General features: G+C 59.4%; 28 protein-coding genes. 16 read left to right on the top strand and 12 right to left on the bottom strand.

Going from position 1 to position 26176, the window contains the following annotated elements:
- Positions 1 to 323: 323 nt before the first annotated feature.
- From WAW39_RS22025 to WAW39_RS22035, 3 genes are all read right to left on the bottom strand, one after another.
- Positions 324 to 572, bottom strand: coding sequence for a hypothetical protein (locus WAW39_RS22025; protein WP_422321314.1), 249 nt, complete (start codon positions 570 to 572; stop codon positions 324 to 326).
- Between the two features lie 97 nt (positions 573 to 669).
- The gene (locus tag WAW39_RS22030) at positions 670 to 2166 is read right to left on the bottom strand and encodes an NUDIX domain-containing protein (RefSeq protein WP_422321315.1); all 1497 of its coding nucleotides are present in this window, start codon (positions 2164 to 2166) and stop codon (positions 670 to 672) included.
- A 43-nt stretch (positions 2167 to 2209) separates the two neighbouring features.
- Positions 2210 to 2839: a PEP-CTERM sorting domain-containing protein gene (locus WAW39_RS22035; protein ID WP_422321316.1), complete on the bottom strand. Its 630-nt coding sequence runs from the start codon at positions 2837 to 2839 to the stop codon at positions 2210 to 2212.
- Between the two features lie 124 nt (positions 2840 to 2963).
- Between WAW39_RS22035 and WAW39_RS22040 the strand changes: the two genes are divergently transcribed.
- The 9 genes from WAW39_RS22040 (at position 2964) to WAW39_RS22080 (ending at position 9273) form a co-directional block, all read left to right on the top strand.
- Positions 2964 to 3587, top strand: coding sequence for a hypothetical protein (locus WAW39_RS22040; protein ID WP_422321317.1), 624 nt, complete (start codon positions 2964 to 2966; stop codon positions 3585 to 3587).
- 224 nt (positions 3588 to 3811) lie between these two features.
- Positions 3812 to 4675, top strand: coding sequence for a sugar phosphate isomerase/epimerase family protein (locus WAW39_RS22045; RefSeq protein WP_422321318.1), 864 nt, complete (start codon positions 3812 to 3814; stop codon positions 4673 to 4675).
- A gap of 137 nt (positions 4676 to 4812) precedes the next feature.
- Positions 4813 to 5517: a hypothetical protein gene (locus WAW39_RS22050; protein WP_422321319.1), complete on the top strand. Its 705-nt coding sequence runs from the start codon at positions 4813 to 4815 to the stop codon at positions 5515 to 5517.
- 153 nt (positions 5518 to 5670) lie between these two features.
- Positions 5671 to 6030: a DUF2200 domain-containing protein gene (locus WAW39_RS22055; RefSeq protein ID WP_422321320.1), complete on the top strand. Its 360-nt coding sequence runs from the start codon at positions 5671 to 5673 to the stop codon at positions 6028 to 6030.
- A 682-nt stretch (positions 6031 to 6712) separates the two neighbouring features.
- Positions 6713 to 7288, top strand: a complete 576-nt coding sequence (locus WAW39_RS22060; protein WP_422321321.1) for a glycerophosphodiester phosphodiesterase — start codon at positions 6713 to 6715, stop codon at positions 7286 to 7288.
- A gap of 447 nt (positions 7289 to 7735) precedes the next feature.
- Positions 7736 to 8002: a hypothetical protein gene (locus WAW39_RS22065; RefSeq protein WP_422321322.1), complete on the top strand. Its 267-nt coding sequence runs from the start codon at positions 7736 to 7738 to the stop codon at positions 8000 to 8002.
- A gap of 261 nt (positions 8003 to 8263) precedes the next feature.
- Complete coding sequence (locus WAW39_RS22070; RefSeq protein WP_422321323.1) at positions 8264 to 8680, top strand: hypothetical protein; 417 nt, start codon at positions 8264 to 8266, stop codon at positions 8678 to 8680.
- A gap of 33 nt (positions 8681 to 8713) precedes the next feature.
- Positions 8714 to 8989, top strand: a complete 276-nt coding sequence (locus tag WAW39_RS22075; protein WP_422321324.1) for a hypothetical protein — start codon at positions 8714 to 8716, stop codon at positions 8987 to 8989.
- 14 nt (positions 8990 to 9003) lie between these two features.
- Positions 9004 to 9273 carry a hypothetical protein gene (locus WAW39_RS22080; RefSeq protein ID WP_422321325.1) on the top strand — a complete coding sequence of 90 codons (270 nt, stop codon included), beginning with the start codon at positions 9004 to 9006 and terminating at the stop codon, positions 9271 to 9273.
- Between the two features lie 34 nt (positions 9274 to 9307).
- Here WAW39_RS22080 and WAW39_RS22085 read toward each other — a convergent pair whose 3' ends face one another.
- Positions 9308 to 10435: an Lrp/AsnC family transcriptional regulator gene (locus tag WAW39_RS22085; protein WP_422321326.1), complete on the bottom strand. Its 1128-nt coding sequence runs from the start codon at positions 10433 to 10435 to the stop codon at positions 9308 to 9310.
- 103 nt (positions 10436 to 10538) lie between these two features.
- On the opposite strand from WAW39_RS22085, the gene WAW39_RS22090 reads away from it, so the two are divergent.
- The 3 genes from WAW39_RS22090 (at position 10539) to WAW39_RS22100 (ending at position 13918) form a co-directional block, all read left to right on the top strand.
- Complete coding sequence (locus tag WAW39_RS22090; RefSeq protein ID WP_422321327.1) at positions 10539 to 10916, top strand: DUF721 domain-containing protein; 378 nt, start codon at positions 10539 to 10541, stop codon at positions 10914 to 10916.
- A gap of 99 nt (positions 10917 to 11015) precedes the next feature.
- Positions 11016 to 12491: a CbiX/SirB N-terminal domain-containing protein gene (locus tag WAW39_RS22095; protein WP_422321328.1), complete on the top strand. Its 1476-nt coding sequence runs from the start codon at positions 11016 to 11018 to the stop codon at positions 12489 to 12491.
- A 191-nt stretch (positions 12492 to 12682) separates the two neighbouring features.
- Positions 12683 to 13918 carry a DUF1015 domain-containing protein gene (locus WAW39_RS22100; RefSeq protein ID WP_422321329.1) on the top strand — a complete coding sequence of 412 codons (1236 nt, stop codon included), beginning with the start codon at positions 12683 to 12685 and terminating at the stop codon, positions 13916 to 13918.
- A gap of 359 nt (positions 13919 to 14277) precedes the next feature.
- On the opposite strand, the gene tilS is transcribed toward WAW39_RS22100, so the two are convergent.
- A complete protein-coding gene (gene tilS / locus WAW39_RS22105) occupies positions 14278 to 15240 on the bottom strand; it encodes a tRNA lysidine(34) synthetase TilS (protein ID WP_422321330.1) in 963 nt (320 codons plus the stop codon).
- A 110-nt stretch (positions 15241 to 15350) separates the two neighbouring features.
- Between tilS and cobA the strand changes: the two genes are divergently transcribed.
- Entirely contained in the window at positions 15351 to 16877 is a 1527-nt protein-coding gene (cobA, locus tag WAW39_RS22110; protein WP_422321331.1) for a uroporphyrinogen-III C-methyltransferase, read from the top strand.
- 303 nt (positions 16878 to 17180) lie between these two features.
- On the opposite strand, the gene WAW39_RS22115 is transcribed toward cobA, so the two are convergent.
- From WAW39_RS22115 to WAW39_RS22125, 3 genes are all read right to left on the bottom strand, one after another.
- Positions 17181 to 17768 carry a DUF417 family protein gene (locus WAW39_RS22115; protein ID WP_422321332.1) on the bottom strand — a complete coding sequence of 196 codons (588 nt, stop codon included), beginning with the start codon at positions 17766 to 17768 and terminating at the stop codon, positions 17181 to 17183.
- A 48-nt stretch (positions 17769 to 17816) separates the two neighbouring features.
- A complete protein-coding gene (locus WAW39_RS22120; RefSeq protein ID WP_422321333.1) occupies positions 17817 to 18788 on the bottom strand; it encodes a helix-turn-helix domain-containing protein in 972 nt (323 codons plus the stop codon).
- A 195-nt stretch (positions 18789 to 18983) separates the two neighbouring features.
- Complete coding sequence (locus tag WAW39_RS22125; RefSeq protein ID WP_422321334.1) at positions 18984 to 19415, bottom strand: MarR family winged helix-turn-helix transcriptional regulator; 432 nt, start codon at positions 19413 to 19415, stop codon at positions 18984 to 18986.
- A gap of 307 nt (positions 19416 to 19722) precedes the next feature.
- On the opposite strand from WAW39_RS22125, the gene WAW39_RS22130 reads away from it, so the two are divergent.
- A complete protein-coding gene (locus tag WAW39_RS22130) occupies positions 19723 to 20133 on the top strand; it encodes a hypothetical protein (protein WP_422321335.1) in 411 nt (136 codons plus the stop codon).
- Between the two features lie 208 nt (positions 20134 to 20341).
- Positions 20342 to 21028 (top strand): HPP family protein, encoded by a 687-nt coding sequence (locus WAW39_RS22135; protein WP_422321336.1) that lies wholly within the window; start codon positions 20342 to 20344, stop codon positions 21026 to 21028.
- Between the two features lie 55 nt (positions 21029 to 21083).
- Here WAW39_RS22135 and WAW39_RS22140 read toward each other — a convergent pair whose 3' ends face one another.
- Together WAW39_RS22140 and WAW39_RS22145 are read right to left on the bottom strand one after the other, a co-directional pair.
- Positions 21084 to 21782: a hypothetical protein gene (locus tag WAW39_RS22140; RefSeq protein ID WP_422321337.1), complete on the bottom strand. Its 699-nt coding sequence runs from the start codon at positions 21780 to 21782 to the stop codon at positions 21084 to 21086.
- A 132-nt stretch (positions 21783 to 21914) separates the two neighbouring features.
- On the bottom strand, positions 21915 to 23015 hold the full coding sequence (locus tag WAW39_RS22145; protein WP_422321338.1) for a transporter substrate-binding domain-containing protein: 1101 nt from the start codon (positions 23013 to 23015) through the stop codon (positions 21915 to 21917).
- 98 nt (positions 23016 to 23113) lie between these two features.
- On the opposite strand from WAW39_RS22145, the gene WAW39_RS22150 reads away from it, so the two are divergent.
- Complete coding sequence (locus WAW39_RS22150) at positions 23114 to 24001, top strand: YgfZ/GcvT domain-containing protein (protein ID WP_422321339.1); 888 nt, start codon at positions 23114 to 23116, stop codon at positions 23999 to 24001.
- Positions 24002 to 24398: 397 nt separating this feature from the next.
- On the opposite strand, the gene WAW39_RS22155 is transcribed toward WAW39_RS22150, so the two are convergent.
- Together WAW39_RS22155 and WAW39_RS22160 are read right to left on the bottom strand one after the other, a co-directional pair.
- The gene (locus tag WAW39_RS22155; RefSeq protein ID WP_422321340.1) at positions 24399 to 25715 is read right to left on the bottom strand and encodes a hypothetical protein; all 1317 of its coding nucleotides are present in this window, start codon (positions 25713 to 25715) and stop codon (positions 24399 to 24401) included.
- Between the two features lie 120 nt (positions 25716 to 25835).
- The coding region (locus WAW39_RS22160) for an acetylxylan esterase (protein WP_422321341.1) at positions 25836 to 26176 on the bottom strand (341 nt) is incomplete at its 5' end.

Below are 26176 nucleotides of genomic sequence, written 5' to 3' on the forward strand. Positions count from 1 at the left end.
GGCATCCTGCTGCGCCACCGTGGGATGACGGGAGTCAACATGCTCAAAGGAACCGCAGGAGACGAGAAGGGTTGAGGCAAGCAGAGCGGCAAAGAGGTAGCGCAGAGATGTCATTGTTTGGCGAAATTGAATTCTTAACGGGATCCGATACTAGGCGGGCTGTCTCTAGCTGGCAAGATCGAAGTCTTCGACGCTGACACCCTGCATTTCGTTCAGTCTCCAGGCGCATACCGCCCTCCCCCACGGACCGGTGCCATGCAAGACGTGTTGGCGCAGTTCGCTCGCAGCCGTCGAGGCCGCAATGATTTCCATGTTCTCCGCGACTAGCCCCTGTCGGTCGCAGCTGCCGCCGGATCCACGCTCAGGGTCGCGGCGGACTGCTCGGCACGGGCATTGTATTGGTAGCGCATCTTCGGGTTCCCCCGTGCTTTGCGTGGTGTCAGGCCCCAGCTCACATCATAGGCATCCTGCTGGGAAACCGTGGGCAGACGTGAATCTGCATGCTCAAAACTACAGGAGCTGAGCAGCGTGGTGGCAAGCAAAGCGGCAACAAGGAGGCGCAGATATTTCATGGGTTGGCAGGATGGAATGCTTCACAGCACATACACCGGACAGGCTGGCCCTGACCGGCGAGATCGGGAGTCTTGGACGCCGCCCCCGCCATTTCGTTCACTCGCCACGCACCAGGCGCACGGCCACATGATCGGTGTCAGGCAGGATGCGTTTGCGCAATTCCAGAGTCACCCCGATGGCCTGAAACTCCTCCAGCACGCAGGCCGCCATCTCCGCAGCGAGGGTTTCGATCAGCCTGCGGGGCCGCTCCGCCGCCAGGGCCTGCAGCCGTGCGGCGACGGCGGCGTAGTCGATCGTGGAAGTGATGTCATCATTCATCGCCTCGAACCGCCTGCGGATGCGCAGAGTCACGTCCGCCACCAGCACCTGGGCCTCAGCCCGCTCAGCTTCGGGAACACCGATGTGCGTGGTCAGTCGCAGGGCGGCAATTCGGATTTCGTCAGGGGGAAGCATGAGGTGGGGAGTTTTTAGCCGGGGCTTGGGATCTGACAATGCGGAAGTCCCCGCAGGTGTGGGAGTCTTGGGCGCTTCCTTCGTCGCTCCACCCAGCAGCCCCTTGCGCAGGCATTCATCCAGCAGGATGCGGGTGGGAATGTTCAGGTCCATCTGCAGGGCCTCGGCCAGCGGCAGCCACTGAAAGGCCTGCGCCTCCTCGTTCAGCACCACCTGCGGCTCCGCCTCCGCACAGCGGGCGATGTAGTTCAGCAGCAGAAAGTGCGCAGAACGCTGAAACTCCACGGGCTCGATGCAGTCCTGCACCATGACGAATTCGATGTCTTTTAACGTGAGCGCCGTTTCCTCCTGGATCTCGCGCACCAGCGCCTCTTCGCAGGACTCACCGCGTTTGATCTTCCCCCCGGGGATGCCCCAGCGGTGACTCCACTTGTGCGTGCGGATGAGCAGCATCTCCTCTTTCGAGTTCAAAATGAGCGCGCCCACCGTGGACACCGGATAGGCACCATCTCCCCCTGTCAGCGGCCCCAGCAGCGCAGGCAGGCGTGAGAGGTCTGGCACCAGCATGTCCGGTGCGGAGGTCATGAGCGTCTCGGCGCTCTCATACCCCGTGCATGTGGCGATGGTCACCACCCCGGCGGCGTGGCCGGCATCAATGTCATGCCGCATGTCGCCGATGAAGGCGGTCTCTGCGGCCGCCATGTCCAGCTCCGCCAGCAGCGTGTGGATTTCCGTGCGCTTGTCGATGACGCCACAACGCATGACTTCAAAGGCATCCCGCACGCCCAGCGCCTCCGCCTGGGCCATCACATGCGGCAGCGGCGCACTGCTCAGCACCACCAGGCGCCGGCCCGTGGCAGCGGCGAACTGGATGAACTCCCGCGCATGGGGCAGGATTTCGATATCCGCATGCGCATGGGTGAAATGCTCCAGGTAGAGCTCCTGCAGGCGCTCCACATCCAGACCGGGCAGCACCTCCGCGAAAAACTCGGTGTACGGCAGGCGAAAGCGCCCCTTGAACTCCTCCCGCGTCATTTCCACAGCACCAGCGGCACGCAGCATGCCATTCACAGCACCCACCACGCCGGGCAGGTCATCCACCAGCGTCCCGGACCAGTCGAACAAGAGATTCCGAATCATGTGCCGCCCGCCTTAGCTGCGGCCACGCCTCTTTGCAAACCATTCACCGCAGCCGACGGCGACGCAGCGACCACAACCCAGCCACCCCCAACAGGAGCAGACTGCCCGGCTCCGGCACCGGTACGGGTGAGGTCACAAATTCAATGCCGTAGTTGATCTGGTCAGACCCCTCCTGGATCCAGAACGTGTAGTTGCCCGAAGGCAGCGGCCCGTCAAAGCCGATGCCGCCGAAGTCCGGACCCGCATCCAGCAATGCCAGCAGATCGACGTAGGTGTTCCCAAAGCCATCCTGCCCGTAGCCCCACAGGGCATTGCTCAGGTGGTTCGATGGATCGCTCATGTTGATCGATCCGCCATTGGCGATCGCCATGAAGGATGCGTTGCTTGGGCTGCCGCTCTGGGCCGAATAATCCACCAGATTGATCCCCGTCAGGTAGTAGCCTGCGGCGATGGTGAAATTCCAGACGTCCGCATCCAGCGGCCCGGTGCCCCCCAGCGAACCCATGGTGCCGGAAAACAAATTGACCCCCGAGTCCAGGGTGCCAATGAGCGTCGGCGCATTGCCGTCGCCAGAAAGCTCCCCATCGATCGTCTCGTCCCAAGTCAGCGCCTGCACCGAGCCGAGAGGCAAGGCGAGAGCAGCAAGGAGGGCGAGAAGGCGAGAAACCAGCATGTTATTGTAATTATATTAAACATTGTTAATATTGTCAATTCTAGTGATTGTTTTCCTAAAGTGAAGTTTCCGCCCTCCCATTTCAGGCTCGCTTCCCACTCCCCGCCCCTGCATTTTGCTCCGCATGCGCCCCCTGCTCTCCTTGCTGGCCCTTCTCTGGCTGCCCTCCTGCGTCCACGTCTTCACCACGCATTACGACTACCAGTCCAGCGCCCCGGCACCCACGGCAGGCGGCAGCGCCTTCAGGGTGGAGTTCATCCCCAAGGCCACGGAATCCGGCGTGGCCCTCAGCGCCATGGTCGTCGGCGGGGCCATGGTCGCCGAAGTCGGCCCCTACCAGATGCGACTGCACGCCTTTGGCCAGCCCGGGGATCAGCAGTGGTTTGAAATAAAAAGCCTGCGCCTCAGCGCTGCGGACGGCTTCACGGCCCCCATGGAGCCTCGCGGCTTTACCGGCCGGGCCGAATTTCAGCCAACCCAAACCCCCGGCTCCACCCGCGCCAGCCTTCTCCTGGGCCCCTACGTCAGCCTCGATGCCCAAAAGCAGCACGACATCGTCCTGGACGCCGAAGTCGTCGTCAGCCGCCGCAGCGGCCTCACACGCAGCAGCCTGCGCATCCCGCTCTCGCTCACCAAAACCAAACGCCGCGAAAGTACCAACGTCATCGCCGAGATCTCCAACGACATCCGCGACCGCGACAAGCCCACCATTCCCGCCGGCCAGCCCCCGCCACCGGAGAAGCCGTAACTCCCTGGAAAACTTTGAGATTTACACCGCAGAGACTGGAACGCCGCAGAGGTTGTTTCAGAAGAACTCTGCGGCGTTCCCATCTCTGCGGTGTTGATCTGATCTGTAGACTCCCACAGCATTTTGCCGCTTTACAGTTCACGCTCGTTCGCTCCAATGCCGCTCCACCGGTCGCACTGACCGTCGTGATTTCTCCACAGCAAACCCACAACCACACTCACACCATGGGCAAAATCCAATTCGGTTCCGAAGTCTACACCTGGTTCATGCAGGGCACCGGCAAAGGCTACGACAACAAGCTCGACCACATGATCAAGGTCGCCTCAGAAGCAGGCTTCACCGGCATCGAGCCGATGGTTCTCGAAATCTCCCAGAGCGCCCTCGGCTGCTCCAAGTACTGGCTAGGCGACTTCATCGACCCCATCAAGCTCAAGGACGTGCTGCAGAAGTACAACGTCCAGCTCGCCGGCCTCGCCCTCGTCTGCGCCTGGGATGGTGAAACCGAAGCGCCGAACGAAAAGGAAGCCGCTGACTTCACCCTCAATTTCCTCAAGCACTTCCCCGGCTCCATGCTCGGCACGGTGACGCTGCCAAGCGGTCGCAAGGACAACCTCCAAAACCGCCGCCTCAACATCGCCAAGAACGTCAACCGCGTCTCCCAGCGCGCCGCTGATCTCGGCATCAAGGCCTCCTACCACCCGAACTCCCCGCCCGCCTCCCTCGTCCGCACCCAGGAAGACTACGACGTCGTCCTCAGCAGCCTCGACCCCAAAGTCACCGGCTGGACCCCGGACGTGGGCCACATCATCCGCGGCGGCATGGACGTCATTGCCACCCTCAACAAGTGGCAGCACCTCGTGAACCACATCCACTACAAGGACTTCTCCGGCAACGGCGCTGAGCCTTGGGCCCAGATGGGCACCGGCAAGCTCGACTTCCACAAAATCACCGAATGGCTCGTCTCCCGCAATTACTCCGGCTGGATCATCTGCGAAGACGAAGCCCACGTCGCCGTCGATGACCCCGATGGCGTGACCAAGCAGAACGGCGAATGGTGCAAAGCCAATCTGCAGCCGATCGTGGCGTAAGCTAGGCCGCACGAATCTTTCGATTCACTCGACGCCTTCTCCTGAAAGGGGGAAGGCGTTTTTCATTGTGCATGGTTATGCTCTTGCACGTCGATGGCCAGATTTGCTAAACTACTTGTGCATAAAGCAATCCAGCGATGAGCCAAACTTCCTTCAAACTCAAGTGCGTTGCATTTGCCTTCCTGTTTATTTCAGTTGGCTGCCACGCGGAGGACCTGAAACCGCTGTCGGTTTTCTGGATTGGCGAAAGCGTATATTTGGCAGGAAGCAGAACAGATCCGTCAGACTTGGGGGGCTTTTATAAGTCTGACAACATGCCTAAAGGCATTGAGAAAGAAAACTTGGGCGCTCCCAACGCTCTGTCTCTCGTCGTCCTACCTAATCAGCAGGTTCCATATCGGCAGTACCAAGCGGGGCCTATGTTTCGCGGGTTCCAGCTTGTGCTCGTCAATCGTACTGGCAAAGAAATGTCATTCAGGGCTCAGGATTCCCGAGTTAACATCATCTGCGAAGCGCAAACACCCGAACGTGTTTGGAAACCAATTGAGCGCCTGTCTCACAGCGACTGTGGCAACAGTTACCACCAGGTCTTCTTGCCGGACAAACACTGTTGGACATTTGCAGCTCCTGCCTTTGCAGGATCCCTCAAGACCAAAATGCGTTATAAATTAGTCAGCAAACAGTCAGACGTGACTTATTCCAACGAGTTTGAGGGCTTCATCAATCCTTCACAGTGGACAGCAGCCAAGCCTGAACCGCTTCACGAGGATCCACCTAAAATTCGGCTCTCACCGCCTCCGCTTGATCCCGAGGCGAGGAAACGTCTTGAACTACTGCGCTAGTCAAAAAAGTGCTCAGTCATTAATGCCACCGGCTGTCTCGCCAGTCAGAAAAAGTTCCGGTCATTTTGACAAGCCATGGGACCTTTCGATCTAAATCATAACCATGAGCAACAAATCCGCCCTCCTTTCCTCGGCTCATTTCCCTCCAGCCCCATGACCCAGAAACCCAAAGTCTTCACCATGAGCTTCGCAAAGGTCTATGCCTGCCTCGTTGCCAAAGCAGAGAGGAAGGGAAGAACCCAGGTGGAAGTTGATTCGATCATCCACTGGCTGACCGGCTACGATCCCAAATCGTTGCAGGGCCTCGTGACGAAGGGAACTGATTACGAGACCTTCTTCACGGAAGCCCCCCGGCTCAATCCCGCCAGATCATTGATCAAGGGAAGCATATGCGGAATCCGAGTGGAGGACATCGAAGATCCGACAATGCGCGAGATCCGCTATCTGGACAAGTTGATCGATGAACTGGCAAAAGGCAAATCCCTGACCACCATCATGAGGAAAGCAGAGTAAAAGATGCCAGGGGCTGCAGGCACCAGCCTTAAAGCAACATTCCGGTCAGAGACAAAGGTGCTGACATCAAAACTCTTCTGCCTATAAATCGCCTGTTTGCCCAACCAACAGCACCAATGAGCGATTCAGCACCAAGCCTCCCCCTTAGTCGCAAGTCCGCTGCTGTGTGGCTCGTAAGTTCGTTGATCGGTTTTGCTTTCAGAATCTGGATTTCATGGGCTGTGCAGAGATGGTGGCTGATCATACCCGCGAGTGCAGTCATGGTGGGGATGCTTCGCTGGTGGTTGTGCAGGCAGGTGATGACACCTCCGCATCACTCATCCCTTGGCGTCCATGTTCTATCGTCGGTGTCGCTTGCCATTCCAATAGTGTCACTAGGCATTTTCCATTGCTCCCCGCGGCATTCCACGGAGCAGTTGATTCCTGTTCAACTGGTGGCTGTCGCCATGGCTCTTGTCAGTCTCGGAACACTTCGTGGCTGGAGGTCGTACAATGTCTTGATTGCTGGCGGGATTGCGATTCCGCTGGCTTTGACGGTGGCTTACCATCTGATTTTTGCAAACATGAGAATGTGGTACTAGCGCTACAAAAGCAGTCCATCGTTTGAATCTAAGCATTGCCTTTCTTTGGGGGGTGCTCTCAAGGCGAGACCGATGAGACACACCACCATTCACACTGACCCATGAAAACCATCGCGCACCGAGGAGGCATGGGAAAGGGAATGCAAAACACCCCTGCCGGGGTGCGCCTCGCCGCACAGCATCAGGCGGACTTTGTGGAACTCGACGTGGTGCGTGCTGCGGATGGCGAATTCCACTGCGCGCATTTTGGATGGGATACAAAGTCGAAGCTGCGCGAGTGCTTGGCGGAACTCGGACCCCACATGCGCCTCATCGCCCACCTCAAGGGCAATGATACCGAGGCAGATCTCATCTGCGTGGCCGAGTATCTGGCACCTCATCTCCCTTGGGAGAAGGTGGTCTTTGCTTCGCACCGGAGCGGCGTTTTGCGAAGGATGCGGCAGTTGATGCCGGACGTGCGCCTCGCTCGCTTTGGGCTGCTCCCGGCCCTTGGGGCTTTGTGGAAGCAGCAGCCTTGGGACTGCTGCATGATCAACCAAGTGGTGCTGACACGCTGGCTCGTGAAAGCCTTGCAGCAGCGAGGCTATGAAGTCTTCGCAAGCTGTGTGTGGGAGCTGCGCTCCAGGCGAAGCGTGCAGGAGCTGGGGGTGGACGGGGCCTTCATGAATTTGCGATAGGATCAACAAGGCAGGGCATGAAGGGGAAGGCGGAGTTTCGCGGGTTTGGACGGTCGGCCTCTTGTGCCGCGCGGCAGCGTTTTGGAACCGAAGCGCAGCGGAGGCAGACAGCCGCAGGCTGCCCGAAGGGTGAGCGCAGCGAATCAATCAATGCGGTCGCGCAGATGCACGGCGCCAGCCTGCATCGGAGCTACCGCTTTCGCGGGCTGTAGAGTATTCTCCGGCCTTACCCTGCCCTCCGGCCTGCGAAAGCGGCGTCGGAGCATCGGCTCCCAGCCCCGCCGCCGCTCTTCTCGCTGCATAATCAACCATGCGGTGCTGACACGCTGGCTCGTGAAGGCTCTCCAGCAGCGAAGTGCAGATCTTTATGTGGACTTAACAGAAATTTAGCCCGCACTTAAGCTAAATGATACGACCGTTCTTTGGGCGTAATCCGAAGGCTTATTCATGATAAGCCCCAACCAGCCAAGCAACAGTCTCTCCCCCCCAATAACTCTCGGAGAATTCCAAAGGAAGTGTGACGCGATGGAGGGATACGTGGACTTGGGGTTGCCTGAGGAAGCCGTTGAAGTGATGCGCAAGCTCACATCGGAACTCAACCTCACCGATGAAGGCGGCGAACAGTTCATGAACGTTCTCACGAAAAAGAATTTGCCAGCCCAGCCTGCTGTTGATGAAACAAAAAGCGCCACAGCACCTCTTTCCAATGAGTGAGTCTGGAACCATGATGCGCGCACAGCGTCCAGAGCCATTCAATATCTCCTGAGGCTGGCCAGCCCGCCCAGACCACCGCCTCCCACCGCGCGCGTATACCCAGGCGTTGTTTTAGTGGAGTTTGTTGCATTTTCTCCACGTGGGGGGCCGGCTTCCCGCTCCTGTTTTCGCGATTTTCCATCGCGTTCCAAAAAGGTTGGACACCCCAACCTTGTTTAAGATAGCTTCGGGGAGCACTCCCTGCACGATTCCGCCCATCCCATGAAGTCCCTGCCCGCTGTTGCTTCTACCCTGTTCCTTCTCGTCATCCTCAGTAGTTGCTCCTCCGCCCCCACGCCCCCGGTGGATCCCTATGAATACCTGACGATCTCCGGACAGATCGACGGCAGCGAAAAGTTCACCTTCACCCAAGACGGTGTGAAATGGACGCACCTCCACTGGTCCGAGCCCGATGACATGACGTTCAAGGGCAAGCCCTGGAACAACCCGCGCAAGACACCGGCCCAGTGGGCCGAGTTTGCCAGCCTGGACCTCCCCCACGCCCGCATCATCAAGCGCCAAGGCCGCGACCTCGTGGCTCTGGAACCCACCCCAGACGGCTTCGTGCTCTACTTTGACGACGCCCCGAATGGCGCCGCAGCTTACTCCGTAACCATTGCGATTCCGAAGAAGCAGTGACTCTGCCACGGGTCGGCCCACATCACACACTTTATGAAGTCATTGTTAATCCATTTTGCGAAGGATCATGGCAATGGTCGCCTGGAGCTGGCCGGTCGGTGCAGCGAAGATCCGATCTGGGTCGGCGACGAATTCACCATCGAAGGAAATGAAGAAACGCGGTTGCGCGTTCTGACCATCGAAGTCTATGGGCGTCAGGTTCACTGCTTGGAGCGCGGCTATGTCGGAAATCTCTTCGTGCAGCAAGCCGATCCTGTTGCCCCATTCATGAGGCTGACCGGTTGTCAGTCCTCTTCGGAAAACGTCTGACCAACGCAACTGCCATGACCATCACCTATCAGCCCCGATGGAAGGAAATGTTCGACGGGTTCGTCGGGAACAACCGCTTTACCGTTGAGATGACGATGGGCCATGAGCACGTCTATTTCCCCACCGAAAGCACATGGAATCGTTCTGCCGCCACTTGGGCTGAAGGCATGTGGCAGCGAGCTAGAGATGGAGCTGAAGCATGGTGCCTCTCAAATTCAGTCCCCTTCACCATCGATGACCAGGCGTGGGTGGAATTTCACCCGGCTACAGCCATACGCTTGTAGCCGCATCCATTACAGGCTGCCGCAGCCCCCGCCCTCACACCACCGGTCCCGCCACATCCTTCCACTTCGCGTGCCATTCCTTGAACACGATCGGTGAGATCTCGCTGGGCTTGATTTCGCTGCGGCCGCCCCAAAACACATTCGTGTATTCCAGCGGGATGCCTTCTTCAGCCAGATGCTTGTCGATGGCGGCCTTGTGAGCGAGCACCATCTCCTTGTCCGTGCCGTGGATGACGCCCATGATGTTCACGTTGGCAAAGCGTTCACCTCCTTCACGCCAGTAGGCGTGGGTCATGATGGTGTGGCGGCCCACTTCGCCGCCTGCACGTTCTTCCATGCCCTTCGGCACCTTCCAGTGGAAGAGCGCATTGAAGCGCGTGACGCGCACGCCGGTGGAGCTGGGCTTCACGTGCTCCAGGAAGGTGGAGAAGCGGCCGATGACGCCTTTTTTATCGAGCTGTTTGGCGACTTCACAGAATTTCTCAAACGAGACCCCCGCAGCCTTGGCGCGGCCTTCCCAGGGATTAGGGCCCACTTCGTCCACGCTCAGATCTCCCTTGAGGTGCAGCAGCACATTCCACTCTTCCTCATTCAGTTCGGCGATGTTGGTGGTCATCATCACGGCAGGCACTTCGGCGCGCTCGCCGGGCTCCAGCGTCTTGCGGCGCACATGGCCCACGCCCAGGGCGAAGATGCCGTGCGCTTCCATGGTGTAGTAGCTTTCTGCACCGATCAGCTTCGCCAGCACATCGCAATGCTGGTTGATGTCATAGCCCTGCGGCACTTTCAGCGTGGTCCACAGGCGGTAGTCACTGCCGCTCACCTCGCGGTCCGTGGAGCGCAGCACCACATGCCCGCTGAAGGGGTCCTGCTTGAAGAGGAATTCAAAGGCGGCGTCCAGCTTTTCCGTCGGCACCTTCCAGGCCACCAGCGCGCCTTCAGCCAGCTTGTTCGCCAGCAGGGTCTGCCGCACGCGGCGGATCACCCCGGCCTTCAGCATCGCCTGGATGCGCTCCACCACCGTCTCCAGCGGCAGGCCGCTCAGCTGTGCAATGTCCTGAAACGGCGTGGGGGTGAAGCCCTTGATGCGGTCCTCGCTCACGGCGAGAATCTGCGCGTTGATCGGGTCGGTATGGTCGGTGGGGAGAGTGTCGGCGGACATGGCGGTTGGTCGGGGGGAGGGCATCTTTAGCGGCGGCCCGCCGGAAATGCGAGATTTGAAATTTGCGATTTAGCACCCGCCAATTGCCGTCTAGGGTGCGCCCATGGATAAACGCAAGCCCACCGCCGCCATGCGCAGGCGCCACAACCTCATCTCGGCGTGGCGTGGCGTGGAGGACGGGCCGCTGATGGACCTGCCCACGCTCAGGGTGGGAGACCTCGCCACGCAGATCATGGCCAAGGCCGGCATGTCCAACCGCGTGAAGCTGGAGGACATCCTCGCCGCCTGGCAGGAGATCGTCGGCACGTTCCTGTTCAAACTGACCCGCCCGGACACCTTCGAGCGCGGCATCCTCAGCGTCCGCCTCATTCAGCCCACGGCCCACCACGCGCTGATGCAGGAGAAAGTGAAAATTCTCAAACGCCTCCAGGAAAAGCTGCCCGATGCCAAGATCAAAGACCTGCGCTTCCGCCATGGGTGAATGAGAAATGAGGAATCCCGAATGAGGAATTGTTTCCAACCGCGCCTCCCGTGACGTAATCACGGGCCATTCGACCTTCCATCTCCTACGCCTTCCCCTTTGAACGCCCACCAACAAGCCGCCCTCATCATCGTCGGTCACGGTTCCACCACGAATCCGGACTCCAGTTCCCCGACGCACCTGCACGCCGACTCCATCCGCCGTCGCGGTCTCTTCCGTGAAGTCGCCTGCTGCTTCTGGAAAGAGGAGCCGAACATGCGCGAGGTGTACGAGATGGTGGACAGCGAGGTCATCTACATCGTCCCTAATTTCATCAGCGAAGGCTACTTCTGCCAGCAGGTGCTCCCGCGTGAGCTGCGCCTCGACGGCCCCACCACGCAGCGCGATGGCAAAACCATCCACTACTGCGATCCCGTGGGCATTCACCCCAACATGACGCGCCTCCTCATTCAGCGCGCCGATGAAGTCGCCCCCCATGTGCCGCGCGATCAGACCAGCCTCGTCATCGTCGGCCACGGCACCAGCCTGAACGAAAACTCCACCAAGGCCATTCAGGATCAGGTCGCCCTCATTCGCGGCGGGCACTACGGCTTCGCCGAAGTCATCGACGCCTACATGGAAGAGGCACCCTTTGTGAAGGACTGGGCCACGCTCACCGCCGCGCCGAATGTCGTCGTTGTCCCCTTCTTCATCGCCGACGGCCTGCACAGCTTTCAAGACATCCCCGTCCTCCTCGGCATGCGCGAGGAAGTGGGCGAGGCACTCAGCGAGAGCGGCGTCTTCCATCAAAACCCGCACCACCTCCAGGGCCGCCAGATCTATTACAGCGGCGCCATCGGCACCGAGCCCCTCATGGCAGACGTCATCCTCGATCAGGTCCATGACTTCGATGCCAAGCACCAGGTGGCTCACAAAAAAGGCATGCCGAATGACGAGGTGAAATCCTCCCTCGCCTACTGGTTAAACTCCGGCATCGATGAAATCGGCGAGATCCTCATCACCACCAACCCCGACGGCACCTACTCGCTCAGCCACATCGCCGATCGCGGCAAAGACGATCTGCAAGTCCACCACGAAGCGCACGATGCCCTCTTCATCGCCCGGAACGATGCCGGCGGCACCTTCCGTCCGCTGCATTCCGCCCCCACTTTAAATCGCGGCTGGCGTCTCGATCTCACCGACCTCGACGAACTGCGCCTCGCGCTCGATTTCTTCTACCCCGCTGCCATCGGCATGGCGCGTGCGCTTGAGCAGGAAAAGCTCACCGCCGTCCCCCTGCGCGATCTCCTCGGCCGCCAGACCGGCATGTACCGCTTCGTCAACACCATCACCGATGACCAGGCCCACGCGCTCATCGGCAAGACCTGCGCGAATACCAAGTGCCTCCGCCGCATCCTCTGGCCCCTCACCGCCACCCAGCCCATGGCCGGAGCCGCCGCAGCCAAAACCCAGCCCAATCACGCCCCCAACGCCATGCCCCTGCTCTGCATCGAAGCCTGCACCCATGTGGTGTCAGCAGCGCGCAAAGTAGCGCGGGAGAATCATGAGGCGAATGCTGCGAAGAGTGCGGAGTGAAAGTTGTCCAGTTGCGCCGCACAAAGGCTCACGCTTTCTCTCCGGCCAATTTACAATTCTCAGTTTTCAGTTCTCAGTTTACAATCTCCTGCCGGTCTGCACTTGCCCAGCTTTGATGAACTTCCATTCAGGACAGCCTTCCGGCCTTGCTCCGCGATTGACAACCGCCCCCCCTCGCTCTATCCCGCCCCATGCGCATCCGCTCATTCAAAGGTCTCGTCCCCACCCAGAAAAACGCCCCCGAAGTCGCCGCCGTTCCTTACGACGTGGTGAACCGTGAGGAAGCCGCCGCCCTGGCCAAGGGCAAGCCCTTCAGCCTCCTGCATGTGGACCGCGCCGAAATCGATCTCGATCCCGAAATCGACCCCTATTCCGCCCCCGTTTACGCCAAGGCCCGCGAGAACTTCGACCGTCTGCAAAAGGACGGCATCTTGGTGCGCGAGGCCAAGCCCTGCATGTACCTCTACCGTCAGGTCATCGCCGGCCACAGCCAGACCGGCCTCGTCACCGTCTGCCACACCGAGGACTACGAGAAGGACATCATCAAGAAGCACGAAAAGACCCGTCAGGACAAGGAGGACGACCGCACCAACCTCGTCGATGCGCTCAACGCCAACACCGGCCCCATCTTCCTCACCTACCGCCAGCGTCCCGGCATCAGCGCCCTGATTGAAAGCTTCATGAAGGACGAGAAGCCCATCAATGACTTCACCGCCCCCGATGGCGTGCGTCATCAGCTCTGGCGCCTCTCCCTGGGCCTCTGCGTATCCCTGACCGGCCTGTTTGAAAGCCAGGTCCCCTGCGCCTACGTGGCAGACGGCCACCACCGCGCCGCCAGCGCCTTCCGCGTCAGCAAGCTCCGCCGCGAGGCCAATCCGAACCACACCGGCGAGGAAAACTACAACTGGTTCCTCAGCGTGCTCTTCCCCGGCAACGAGCTCAAAATCCTGCCCTACAACCGCGCCGTCAAAGACCTCAACTGCAACGACCGCGAGGAGTTCCTCAAGAAGGTCGGCGAAGTCTTCACGATCAAGCCCACCACGCTCAAGTCCCCCACCAAGGGCGGCCAGTGCTGCATGTACCTCAAGGACCAGTGGTATGAGCTCACCTGGGAGGCCGCCAAAGACGCCAGCCCCATCGACCAGCTCGACGTCAGCATCCTGCAGGACCGCCTCCTCAAGCCGATCCTCGGCATCGACGACCCTCGCACCAGCAAGCGCATCGACTTCATCGGCGGCATCCGTGGCACCGCAGAACTGGAAAAACTCGTGAATGGCAAGGAGCACACCGTCGCCTTCTCCATGTTCCCCACCACCGTCGATCAGCTCATGGCCATCTCCGACGTCGGCCAGATCATGCCCCCCAAGAGCACCTGGTTTGAGCCCAAGCTCCGCAGCGGCCTGTTTGTGCATACGCTGGAAGGGTAAGGCTCATCAACAAGGCGCGGGCAGGCTTGGGAGGAGTTTCAAAACATCCTTCAACGCTGGTGGCATGCGCCTACAGTTGAGATTGATGGCGGAGCCATCAAAGCCTGTAGCGAGGGGTTGAGCGAAGCGATACCCCTCGTTCATCGGGATAAGTTTCCTCAACCTCTAAGCATCGCGTAGCGATGTCAGCACGTGCGTCTCATCCGCGTGTTTCCACTCTGTTCATGCGATGCCATGACCACACTCCGTGTCCTGAAACCATCGCGGATTGGACAGCACTGGCTCAATCTCACATTGGGATGGCTCTGTCATCCATCGTGACGGGAGACCCCGCTTCGAACGAGCCAAACCTCACGCCTCTACTCCACCCACATCCGCTTCGCCTTCCGCCGCAGGTGCCTGTCCCCCGGCAGATTGATCTTCGCCCCTCCATCCGGTGCCAGCATGCCCATCGCCGCATCAATGACATCATGCTCGATGCCCGGCAGCTCCCACGCCTCCCGCAGCCACAGCGCAAACACCCGTGACGACACCGCCGGATGCAGCGCCAGCAGCTCCGGCGTGATCACCAGCGAGCGATCTTCCTTCACCCGCCCCTCTGCCATCAGAAATGCCAGGGCCTGACGCTGCAGCGCGTCATCATCCTGCTCTGCCAGCGAGCCCAGTCGCAGCACCTGCGGCACCACGTCACGGTCAAAAATATCGTTCAGCAGCGGCAGCGCCTCATGCCTCAATCTGTTCCGGCGATGCTTCGGCGAGGTGTTGCTCGAATCTTCCCGATACTTGAAGCGCTTGGATTTCAGATAAGCATCGATCTCGCTGCGCCGTGCTTGCAGCAGCGGGCGCACCAGATGCAGGCCCGAGTCCAGCCGCTGCACCGCATGAATGCCCGCCAGCCCCGCCAGCCCCGTGCCACGGCAAAGATTCGCCAAAATCGTCTCCACCTGATCTTCCGCATGGTGAGCCAGCAGCACCACCCACACGTCGTATTTCTCCGCCATGCGCAGCAGAAAAGCATGCCGTGCCTCACGTGCCGCCGTCTCGGTCGAAACACGGCGCTTCTCCGCCAGCGCCGCCACATCCTCCGTCTCGATCTCGCACTTCAGCCCCAGCTTCTTCGCCATGCGCCGCACAAAGGCCGCATCGTCGATCGATTCCTTGCCGCGCAGACCATGGTTCAAGTGGCAGAGAATCAGCTGGGTGAACCCCGCCTCCCGCAGCAGGTGCAGCAGCGCCACCGAGTCCCGCCCCCCTGAGATTGCCAGCAGCACCGGTTCAGACGGATCACAGGCCGCAGGCAGATTTAAGAGGATGGCAGGCACGGTTGGCATCCTTAACGATTTAACCTCATCCACCATTCAGTAAATGGGAATCCGTCATCCATCCTTGCAGTAAGCCGTGGTTTCGACACCTTGCATGCCCCTTTCCCACCATGGCCACCAAGAAAATCACCCCTGGCATCTGTTACCTCGTCGGCGCCGGTCCCGGCGATCCCGGACTTCTCACGCTCAAGGGAAAGGAATGCATCGAGGCCGCTGACGTGCTCGTGTACGACTACCTCTGCAACCCCGAGCACCTGCGCTACGCCAAGGACGGCGCGGCCAGCATCTACGTCGGCAAGAAGGCCGGCGACCACACGCTCTCGCAGGAAGAAATCAACAAGCTCATCGTCAAGCTCACCACCGAAGGCAAGACCGTCACGCGTCTGAAGGGCGGCGATCCCGTGCTCTTTGGCCGTGGGGCTGAAGAAGCCGCCGAGCTCCATGAAGCCGGCGTGAAGTTTGAAATCGTCCCCGGCATCACCTCCGCCATCGCAGGCCCTGCCTACGCCGGCATTCCGGTCACGCATCGCTCCCACGCCTCTCAGCTCACCATCTTCACCGGCCACGAAGACCCGACGAAGCCCGACACCTCGCTCAACTACGCCAAGCTCGCGCAGGCAGACGGCACCAAGGTCTTCCTTATGGGCGTGGAGCGCATCGAAGAAATCACCCGCGAATTCCTCAAGCACGGCGCCAATCCGGAAACCCCCGTCGCCCTCGTGCGCTGGGCCACTCACAGCCACCAGCAGACCCTCGTCGGCACCCTGAGCGACATCGCCGCCAAGGTGAAAGCCGCAGGCTTCAAAGCGCCCGCCGTGGCCGTCATCGGCGACGTCGTCACAGAGCGCCCGCAGTTGAACTGGTTTGAAGACCGCCCGCTCTTCGGCAAGAGGATCGTCGTCACCCGCACCCGCGCTCAGGCCAGCGTGCTGACCAAGCAGCTCTCCGTGCTCGGTGCCAATGTCATCGAAATCCCCACCATCCGCATCGCTCCCGTGGAAGATCAGCTTTCCTTCGGCGAGCTCGTGCAGGACTGCCACACCTACGACTGGATCATCTTCACCAGCCCGAACGGCGTGGACGCCTTCTTCACCATGTTCGACAAGCTCTACAACGATGCCCGCTGCATCGGCGGCGTGCGCATTGCCTGCATCGGACCCGGCACCGCCGAAAAGGTGAAGGCCCGCCACCTCGCCGTGGACCTCATGCCCGACAAAAAGAACTACGTCGCCGAAGGCCTCGTCAAAGCCTTCAAAGACCACCAGGACATGGACAACGTGAAGGTGCTCTGGGTCCGCGCCCAGGAAGCGCGCGAAGTCATCGCCAACGAACTCAGCGGCATGGGCGCCATCGTCGATGAATGCGAAGCCTACCGCACCGTCGCCGAGACCGAGGACAACCTCGAAGCCCTGGCCCGCCTCAAAGAAGAAGGTGCCGACATGATCACCTTCACCAGCGCCTCCACCGTCGAGCACTTCCTCAATCTCAAGGTCGCCCTGCCCGAAGGCATCAAGATCGCCAGCATCGGCCCCGTCACCAGCGCCGCCATCAAAGCCCGTGGCCTCAAGGTCGATGTCGAAGCCAAGGAAAACAGCATTCCCGGCCTCGTCGCTGCGATTGAGAAGTTTTGGAAGTAGAGCGGAGAGCCCTGATCAAAGCCGCGCCCCTGGCGAAGTCTCCAAGTGTGCGTTCACGTGATGAATCCCTGACCATTCGTCTCGACGCCCGCAGCGGCGAAATCCAGCTCTTCGGTATTCGGGCCGACCGACGGCCATGAGGAGTTGCGAGCCGGCCACGCGACATTGATTCAACTGCCGCCCATCGTCTCCACGCTGCCTTCAATCAGGGCAGTCTTGATGCCTTTGGGCCCGGGTTAGGCTGCCAGCGTCTTCCCGCACTTGCCGCCGCCGATGACGATGACATCATGCTGGCCGCGTGGTTTATTGCCCATATGCGAGTCCCTTTTTTCGCAGATAGGCCCGTGCGGAATCCGCCATCACCACCATTCCGGCCCCCAGCATGATCATGTCCTTGATGACCAGACGCCCGCGCCCGCTGAGATAGGGAAAACCATGCTCGGTGTCTCCTAAAGCAGGCACCCAGTTCTCGGGCGTCGTGATGAGAAAGCTGAGCGTTGTGAGAGACATGATCACCACCAGAAAGCCGCCCAGCGCGGCGATCTCCGGCCGCCACGGATGAAGGCCGAGCATCAATCCATAGAGAACGATGACCGCACCGAGACCATAAGCGAAGAGGTAGGTGCGGTTCTCGCGATGCCACTCCCGATTGGCCGGGACCAGCTGACCTTCGGCGTTCATGTGCCCTTTGTACTCCGGCGCCGGATATTTGTAAAAGAAGCCCATCAGCGGGCTGTTGGAGACGAAGGGCACGATTCCATCCGCCTCATACTTAAATGCCTTCAGCCCCCCGATCCAAAGCAGCACAACCATCAATCCGATCCGTGTAACGATCACACCCAGATGTTCGGCCCGTGCTGCAAGTTGAAGAAGTTTGCCAATGGTATTCATGCCTGAGATTTAAGGCCACCCCAGGGCCGGCACAATGGACGGAAGGCGTCACTTCATGGACAGATTGCGCCCGCCTCGAATGGTCGTCTCAAACTCCCGGAAGGCTGTGGGAGACATGCCAGTGGCTTTTTTGAACAGCCGGCTGAAATAGAACTCATCGGCAAAGCCCGCCTCCCACGCGACCTCCTTGACCGGACGCAGCGTGTGCAGCAACTGCCACTTGGCATGCTTCAGCAACCGCTCGCGAATGAGTTCCGTAAGCGTCCTGCCCCACTGCGTTTTAACCTGCCTTCCAAGTGCCTTCACACTGATGTGCAGGAGCGCTGCATATTCGTGGGGACTCCGCTTCGTTTGATAATGCTCTTCAATAAGCTGCGTGAGGCGCACCAGTACAGGCGGACTGCTCTGGGATGCTCCGCTGGATTCAAGCTGCTGCTGCTCCAGCTTGAGCCGCGTCGCTTTGATCAAGAAGACTTTCAAATAGGAAACCAGAATCTCCGCGTGAGCCAGGCCGGTGGTGCGGAGTTCCAGCGTCATCTGAGACAGGAGATGCTCTACTTCCGGCACGAGGCCCGCGTCCAGGCTGACGAGGGGCCGGCCATGAATGTCATTGAACAAAACCCCATTGCAGCCGACCGCTTCATGATAAGTCTCGATGCAGAAAAAATTGGCATGGAACTGCAGGCTCACGCCATCAAGCGCCGACGACGGCTCTAAAAAGAACGTTTGATAGGGATTGAAGAACAGCAGTGCCGGGCCACGAAAATCGTGGCTGGCGAGGTCCGCGTGGAATCGCCCCCTGCCATTCCGAATCCATAGAACCGTGAAATAATTGCAGCGCTGAGGCTGCAAAAACTCCGACCCAGCGGGGATCGCCTCCAGCTTGAACGCCGCGCCGCCCTGTCGCGGATCGAACAAGCGTAGAGGAATACCATTTGCTGGCCTGTGATCATTCATGCGGTGGAACTGGTCGGACGAGAAGCCGTTCCACTGCTTTAGTCTAGATGAATTCTCCGTCATTGAACTCTCAAGCTCGATGTCGAAGCCAAAGAAAACAGCATCCCCGGCCTCGTCGCAGCCGTGGAGAAGTTTTGGAAGTAGGGCCGAATGCCGTTTTTAAAAGTCAGCATCGCAGCCTGCCTCTGAAAGTGCATGGCTACAATTTCGCTGCATTGTCAGCAGCATTCTTCCATACAGCTCAAGCGGTCTCCATCCTCAAGCCCCCGCATCTCCCTGCCCCAGTCTCTGCAGCAGATTGCTCAATTCCGGCCCAATCAGCCGCAGCTGTTCCCGGTGCATGGTCGCCAGTTCCTCCAGCATGCCCTCCCCACGCGGGGTGAGGTGAATGTGCACCTGACGCCGGTCCTCCGCCGAGGTGTCCCGCTCCACCAGATTCTCCAGCACCAGCCGGTCGATCAAACCGACAGCGCTGTGGTGTTTGATCTGCAGACGTTCCGCCAGTTCCCCCACTGTCACACGGTCACGGCCAGGATACCCTTTGATCGCCAGCAGCGCCTGATGCTGCTGCGGCGTCAGCCCTGCCCCTCCTGCGGCATCTTCACTGAAGCGAAGGAATTTCCTCAACGCGAAGCGAAACGCCGCGAGGTTTTCATACTGAGCTTTGGAGAACGGTTTGCGTCTGGGCATGCCGTCTTGTGGAGCATTTTCAGGGCCATCCTTGTTTGACATATATCGCAATACGATACTTATTTGCAAAATGCCAGTCCACCCAAGCCTGACAGTCGCATTGTGCCTCCATGCCCGGACCACAACGTCGTTGCGGATCATTTTCTCACCGCTTCTGCCTGCGGCTTCAACATTCGATGGCTCTCAGCCAATCAGAGCTGAATCGCAGCCGCCCCCTTCCCCACCATGCTGCTCATCACCAAAGCACTGCTGATCAAGCTCCTCATCGCCGCGAGTGCCGGCGGTGTTATTTACGCCCTCTGCTGACATGCCACGATTCCATTACTTCCGTGATGCCTTGTTCCTGACCGCCTGCATGGCCTACGGCATCAACCGATGCTTCATCAAGCCCCATGCTCTGCCGGGCTTCATGATGTTTCACTTCAACGACCTCTGGCTCATCCCCTGCGCGCTGCCGCCCGTGGTCTGGCTGCATCACCGTCTGGGGCTGCGTGCGCAGGATGGACCGCCGCAGCCAGGCGAGATCGCAGGACATCTCGTGTTCTGGTCCCTGCTTTTCGAGTGGATCATCCCCAGACTCACGCACGCATCAGGAGATCCCGCCGATGTGTCCGCATACGCCCTCGGAGCCATCATCGCCGGCTTGTGGTGGAACCGTCACCGCTGGCTCGCAGCCCCCCGCACGGGCCTTGGCTTCCCGCTCACTCCTTCCCGATGAAGCCCCATCCGCCCAGCCATGTGACGCCTCCAAAGCGTGCGCCAGAGGGCCCAGGCGCAGATGCCTTGCTTGCCCAGCTAGCCCATCTTGCCAAGGAGCAAGAGCTCGAAGACGAGCCAGCGAGCTATGCCAGCCCGCCCTGTTATCTCGCCGAGTTTTCTGATGCGGGCCTGGCTGATCACCCCGCAAAATAAAACCGCTCAGGCACGTGCCCATCCCCACTCTGCGCCAATGGCTCGGCATCGAGCTCATCGAAGTCAGCATCACTGAAAAAGCCGTCTCCGTCCTCGGCGGCGGACTCGCCATTCTGGCGCTGATCGCCTTTTCCACATACGCCATCCCAGGAGGCGGAGCAGCCGCTCTCATCACCTCCATGGGTGCCAGCGCCGTGCTGCTCTTTGGCGTGCCTCACGGCCAGCTTTCCCAGCCATGGCCGGTCATCGCAGGGCATGGCATCTCCGCACTCATTGGCGTCGCTTGTGCGCAGTTCATCCCTCACCCCGCCGTCGCCGCAGCCTGCGCCGTCGGCCTCGCCATCGGGGCCATGCAGCAGCTCAAATGCATCCACCCGCCCGGCGGCGCCACCGCCTTCACCGCTGTCATGGGTGGCAGCGCCATCCACCAGCTCGGCTTCAGCTTCGTGCTCTTTCCCGTCCTCACCAATGCCCTCATCATGGTGCTGCTCGCCGTGATCATCAACTACGCCTTCCACTGGCGCCGCTACCCCAACGCCTTCCATCACCCCGCACAGAAGCCCAGCTCCCCAACAGATGAATCACTTCCCACTCACGAGGCAATCATCGCCGCCATCCGCTCCCTCGATTCCTTCGTGGACATCAGCGAAGACGATCTCCTCCGGCTGCTCGAACTGCTGAAATCCCATTCAAAACACTGAAGACGCGGCATCACCCATCAAACTCCGGCTTCCGTGTATTCAGTGTATTCCGTGGTCAAATTTCAGGCACTTCTCGCCTCTGCGTCATCATCGTCACCACCAGAATGAAGAAGCACATCACCACCGAGAAGAGCGGAAACTGCAGCGCCGCAGGAAGGCTGTAAACAAGGGCCAGCGCAGGGATCCACACCAGCCAGTTCGTGATGAGCACCGTCGGGCAGGTGCGCGTCCAGAACTCACGGTTCAAGGTCGGCCGCGTGCGTGCCCAGGAGCCGCCCAGTTCCACCCAGCGCAGGGCGATCACATACGTGGGCACAAACCAGATCGGGCTCATGATGAACTGATCCACCAGCACCTTCTTCACCAGCGTGGCACCATCATGCGCGTCCCCAAACATCCAGGTCTGGAAGTGATAAAACAGATCGATCTCCATGCCGCGATACCCCCAGAACAGCATGAGCAGCAGCAGACGCTTTCCTCCCCCCTCCTTCGGCAGCGTGCCCATGATCCGCTGAATGCCCGTGGGCATGAGCGCTGCGGCAAACATGGTGGAGACACAGGAAAAAGCGAAGGACCAGTGCGTCTTGAACGCCCCCAGCGACTCCCAAAAGCCCGCCAGCGCCGGCACCTGATAGTAGCTGACCACCAGGGCCACGGCGAACACGTTAAGCACCAGGCATGGCACGCGGTTCTGCCGAAACACCGCCACGATGGTGGCAAATATTCCAGGTGTGGATGTGGGAGAGGCAGGCATACGACGCTCAATCCTTCATGTCTGCGGAAGGCCAAAATGGCAAGCAGCTTGATCACACAGCCTGATCAGCGCCCAGCAAAAGAGCGACAGCATCACGCCGTCGCTCTTTTGTGGATTCAAAAGGGGCAGACCTTACTTGTCCTCGCCGAAGTACTTCTTCCGCAGTTCGTTGCCCACGCCCTGTTCGGTGAGTTTCAGGAGGCCTTGGTTCAGCTTCTCACGCAGTGTGCTGTCCTGCTGCAGGGCGAAGGAGTAGTTCTGTTTCTCAAACATGGGGCCGACCATCTGCAGATTTTCGTCATTCAGTTTGCCGGCTTCGTATTGCAGCACGGGTGCATCGTACACGACAGCATCCACATCTTTACCCTTCAATGCGGCCACGCATTCGGTGACCGTGGCATAGGGCACCACTTTGGCCCCCTTGGTGGAGAGCCAGGTTTCGGCGGTGCTGCCCTTGACGGTGGCCACTTTGCGGCCGGGCAGATCACCAGGGCCATTGATGTCGCCCTTGAGGGTGTTGACGGTCAGGGTGGTGGTGAAGGAAGCGGTGAGCAAGGAGACCAGCACGATGCTCAGCAGCATCCAAACGATGGCCACGATACGACCACCAAGGCCAACGGGGCCCTTGTTGTCTGCGCCACCCACGAGCAGCGTGCTGATCGTCCACCAGAAGGACTCCAACATGCCCTTCTTGTAATCTTCCGGCCATTGGTCGCCGTTCAACGGATGCTCAAAGCGCCAGACAAGGTGGGAGATGATGAGCATCGTCACCATGAGCAGGGCGAAAGCACCGATGAGCTCGACGTTAAAGAGATTGCCGATGAGGGAGAAGATGCTGTCAGCAAAGCTGCCGCTGCCGCCATTGACCAGCACCTGCAGACCTGACTCATAGAAGGGCTGCGTGAAGTCGATGACTTCTTCGCGCTTGGCCGTGACGCTGATCGCACCCACGCCCACATCCGCCGTTTTGTTCTTCAGCTCCTCGATGATTTCAGCTGCGGTGTTCACCACCTTGACTTCGTAGTCCAGCTTCGTCTCACGTGCCAGCTGGTCCCACAACTCCGCTGCATAGCCCAGACGGCGGCCGTCCTTGTCGAAGGAAAATGGCTCCAGATTGCGGGTGACAACGCGGATCTTTCCTTCCGTTGGTGCAGCAGCCGGAGCCTGTGCAGCGGCCTCCGGGACAAGACTGAAAATGGAAACAGTAGAAAGGAGCAGTAAAAGTGTACGCATGAGAGGAACGATGACACTGCCTCACCACCGAGTTGAGTCAATACAATCCCTCGACTTTGCCAGCTTGCGAGGCCGCACAGTCTGCTCATTCATAAGGCATGACCGCCAGTTTCTTCCAGCAGATCACCACCCACGGAGCCGCCGTGAATCTTTCCTCCCGCGCCAAATTCAGGCTCACCGGCGCCGACCGTACTCGCTATCTGAACGGCCAGGTCACCAACGACATGCGCCAGGTCAAATCCGATGAATCTCTCTATGCCTGCGTGACGGATGTGAAGGGCCGCATCGCTGCAGATGTGTTTGTGCATGCCGAGGGCGACTCTCTGCTGCTGGACGCCGAACCCGATCTTCGCGAAACGCTGGGCATGCGTCTTGAGCGCTACATCGTGGCCGATGACGTGGAACTCACCGACGTCACCGAGGAGTGGCAGCTCTGGCATGTCCGGGGTGGTGCAGACGCCCCTGCCCGCATGGACAACGTTCATTGTGCGCAGGATTGCCCGCACCACATCCTGCACTCGTCACGCTACGGCGCAGAAGGCCTCGACATCTGGCTTCCCGCATCGGCAGACGCTCCCACATTCGAATCACTCCTCATCTTGAGTGAGGCCGACCTCGAAACCTGGCGCATCCTGCAAAAAATCCCCCGCTGGCCGCACGAACTGAACACCGAAACGTTTCCGCCGGAAGCCGACCTCGAAGCCAGGGCCATGAACTTCACCAAAGGCTGCTACATCGGCCAGGAAGTGCTCTCACGCATCAAAACCACCGGCAAAATGCCACGCGAGATGATCGCCTTCGAATCCGACGTGGCAGTGAATGAAGGAGACGAACTCTGGATTGAAAAGGCCCTCGGCAAAGTCACCAGCGTGACAAAGCATCCCACCACAGGCCAGACCATCGGACTGGCAATGATCCGGCAAGGAACGCCACATCAGGAGCTGCGCGTTGGTGGCAGTTCAGGACCAATGCTCTACCATTTTTAATAATGGCGTGGCTTTTCTCGCTCATAACCTCGCGCGAAAATCAAGCGAATCCCCTCTCCCCACCGAAGACAGAACAAAGGCCCAGGACATCCTTTGGGGAGAGGTCGGGTGAGGGGTAGCCCAAGTTGGCGAAGGATGCCTGTCGCCCCTCACCCCAGCCCTCTCCCCCGAAGAAAAAATACTTTTTGATTTCGTGTGTCAGGGGCGGGGAGAGTGAGAACCGCTTTCGCCGCTCTGGATTTGTCGCATGCCTCATTATTAAAAACGCTCCGAGACAGCGCTGATTGAGTTCGACTGTTCGGCTCATGGCTCCAGCATGCAGCACCCATAAAAAAGCGCATGGTCCGGAGACCATGCGCTTGGAATTGTTTCAGGAAGAAACTCTCACTACGAAGGATTACTCCTCGCAGCAGCCGCCGTCGTCGCAATCGGCAGCGCCGTCGCAATCGTCGTCGTCGCCGTCTTCTTCTTCTTCCTCTTCTTCATCCTCGTCAGCGTCTTCCTCGTCGGACTCGCCGTCGCCGTCGTCGTCGGTGTCTTCTTCGTCGCTGACGCCGTCGTTGTCGTCATCTTCATCTTCTTCGTCGGAGATGCCGTCGCCGTCGTCGTCGTTTTCGCAGTCAGCCGCTTCGTCGGCGAGGGACTGGTCTTCTTCTTCTTCATCATCCTCTTCCTCCTCCTGCTCTTCATCGATCTCCTCTTCGTCTTCGGCATCTTCTTCCGTCGCGATTTCTTCCTCGTAGCTTTCCACAGACTCCTCATAGGAGGAGACTTCAGTCACGCTGATGGAGGTGCTGATGGAGGTGCTTTCGTAGTAGCTGCCGTAGTTGGAGATGCTCGAGTCATAGTAGTTCCAGCCGTCATAGTAGGTCCAAGCCGATCCACCAAAGATGGAAGTCAGCACATTGACGAAAGGAGTGAGCTTGCCCCATGAGGACTGGTAGTAGTCCGGGTAGTAGGACCGGGAGATGTTGCCATAAGCGCCCATCGAGTTTCTCAGGCGGGCGGTCTGGTACTGATACTTCGCGTAGGTGCCGCGATCAGTACCCTGAATGCCCAGGATCTTCGTGGCAAGGTTGATCAAGTCCGCGATCATGCGGGACTGATAGGACTTGGGTTTCGCAGATGCGGCAGCCTGCTTCAGGTTGCCGATCAGCTCTTCCATCTTCGGGCCTGCAGCCTGAATTTCAGCGAGTTCAGCATCCGTGAGCTTGCCCTTTTTGCCGCCTTTTTTCAGGATGGCAACGGAAGGGCCGAAATGGCTGAGGTACATTTCATAAGCGGCATCGAGGGATTTCACACCGCGGCCCACCTGGGACTTCGGATGTGCACCGCGGATGATGGCCCAGGTGGTGGAAAGCTGTGTCACGCCTTCACCGGTGGTGTCCAGGCCTTTGAGCATCTCAGGGCTCTTGTCTGCAATGCCTTTTTCAAGCTGATCGAGCCCCTTCGCGGTGGACTTCAGGGCGGCGTAAAACGGCACCGCCTGCTTGGACTTCGGATTGATGTCCTTGGAATTCTTGGCGATGAAGGCGACGGAAGCCTTCATGTCTTTCACCAGAGAGGTGGCCGTGGGCGGGGCACCTTTCTTGTTCTGGGCAGGCTTACCCTTGGCTTTTGCCTCCTGGCCCTGAAGTGGCAGACCAGAAACGCCCAGAAGGCTGAGACTGGCGATGAACGCGATGGATTTAAACAATGGGAGTCGGGATGTCATAGGCAGAGGCTTAACACTATGCTAGCCAAGTCTTTATAATACCGTTTTTTGCGTTTTTTGAAAGAATCCCGTGCTTAGAAACGCCCATTTAGCAAATACGTGGCGGTTAACACCACATAATCACCTAAGCCTATTCTCGCGAACATGCTTCAGGGCAGCCGCCTGCATGAACTTGCTGGCTGCAGGTGTGTTGGTATGCCCTGCGAGAATGTCATTGTGAATTTCCTTGGGAACCGTGAGGGCGTTGTAGGCCGCATACACGCTGGTCGGTGGGCAGGTCGTGTCGATAAAGCCCACAGTCACCGCCGCGCCCTTGCACTTCGCACGGATGGCAAAGTTGACATTGTCAAAGTAGCGCGACGCCTGCAGCGCGGCGGCGTTTGGCTTGCCCTCCGCATCTTTGGGAACGATTTTGGGCCAGCCGCTGATGCGGTTGGCCTGGCTGCCGGTGTGGTCACAGC

The sequence above is a fragment of the Prosthecobacter sp. genome (assembly GCF_049294395.1).
GTDB lineage: Bacteria > Verrucomicrobiota > Verrucomicrobiia > Verrucomicrobiales > Verrucomicrobiaceae > Prosthecobacter.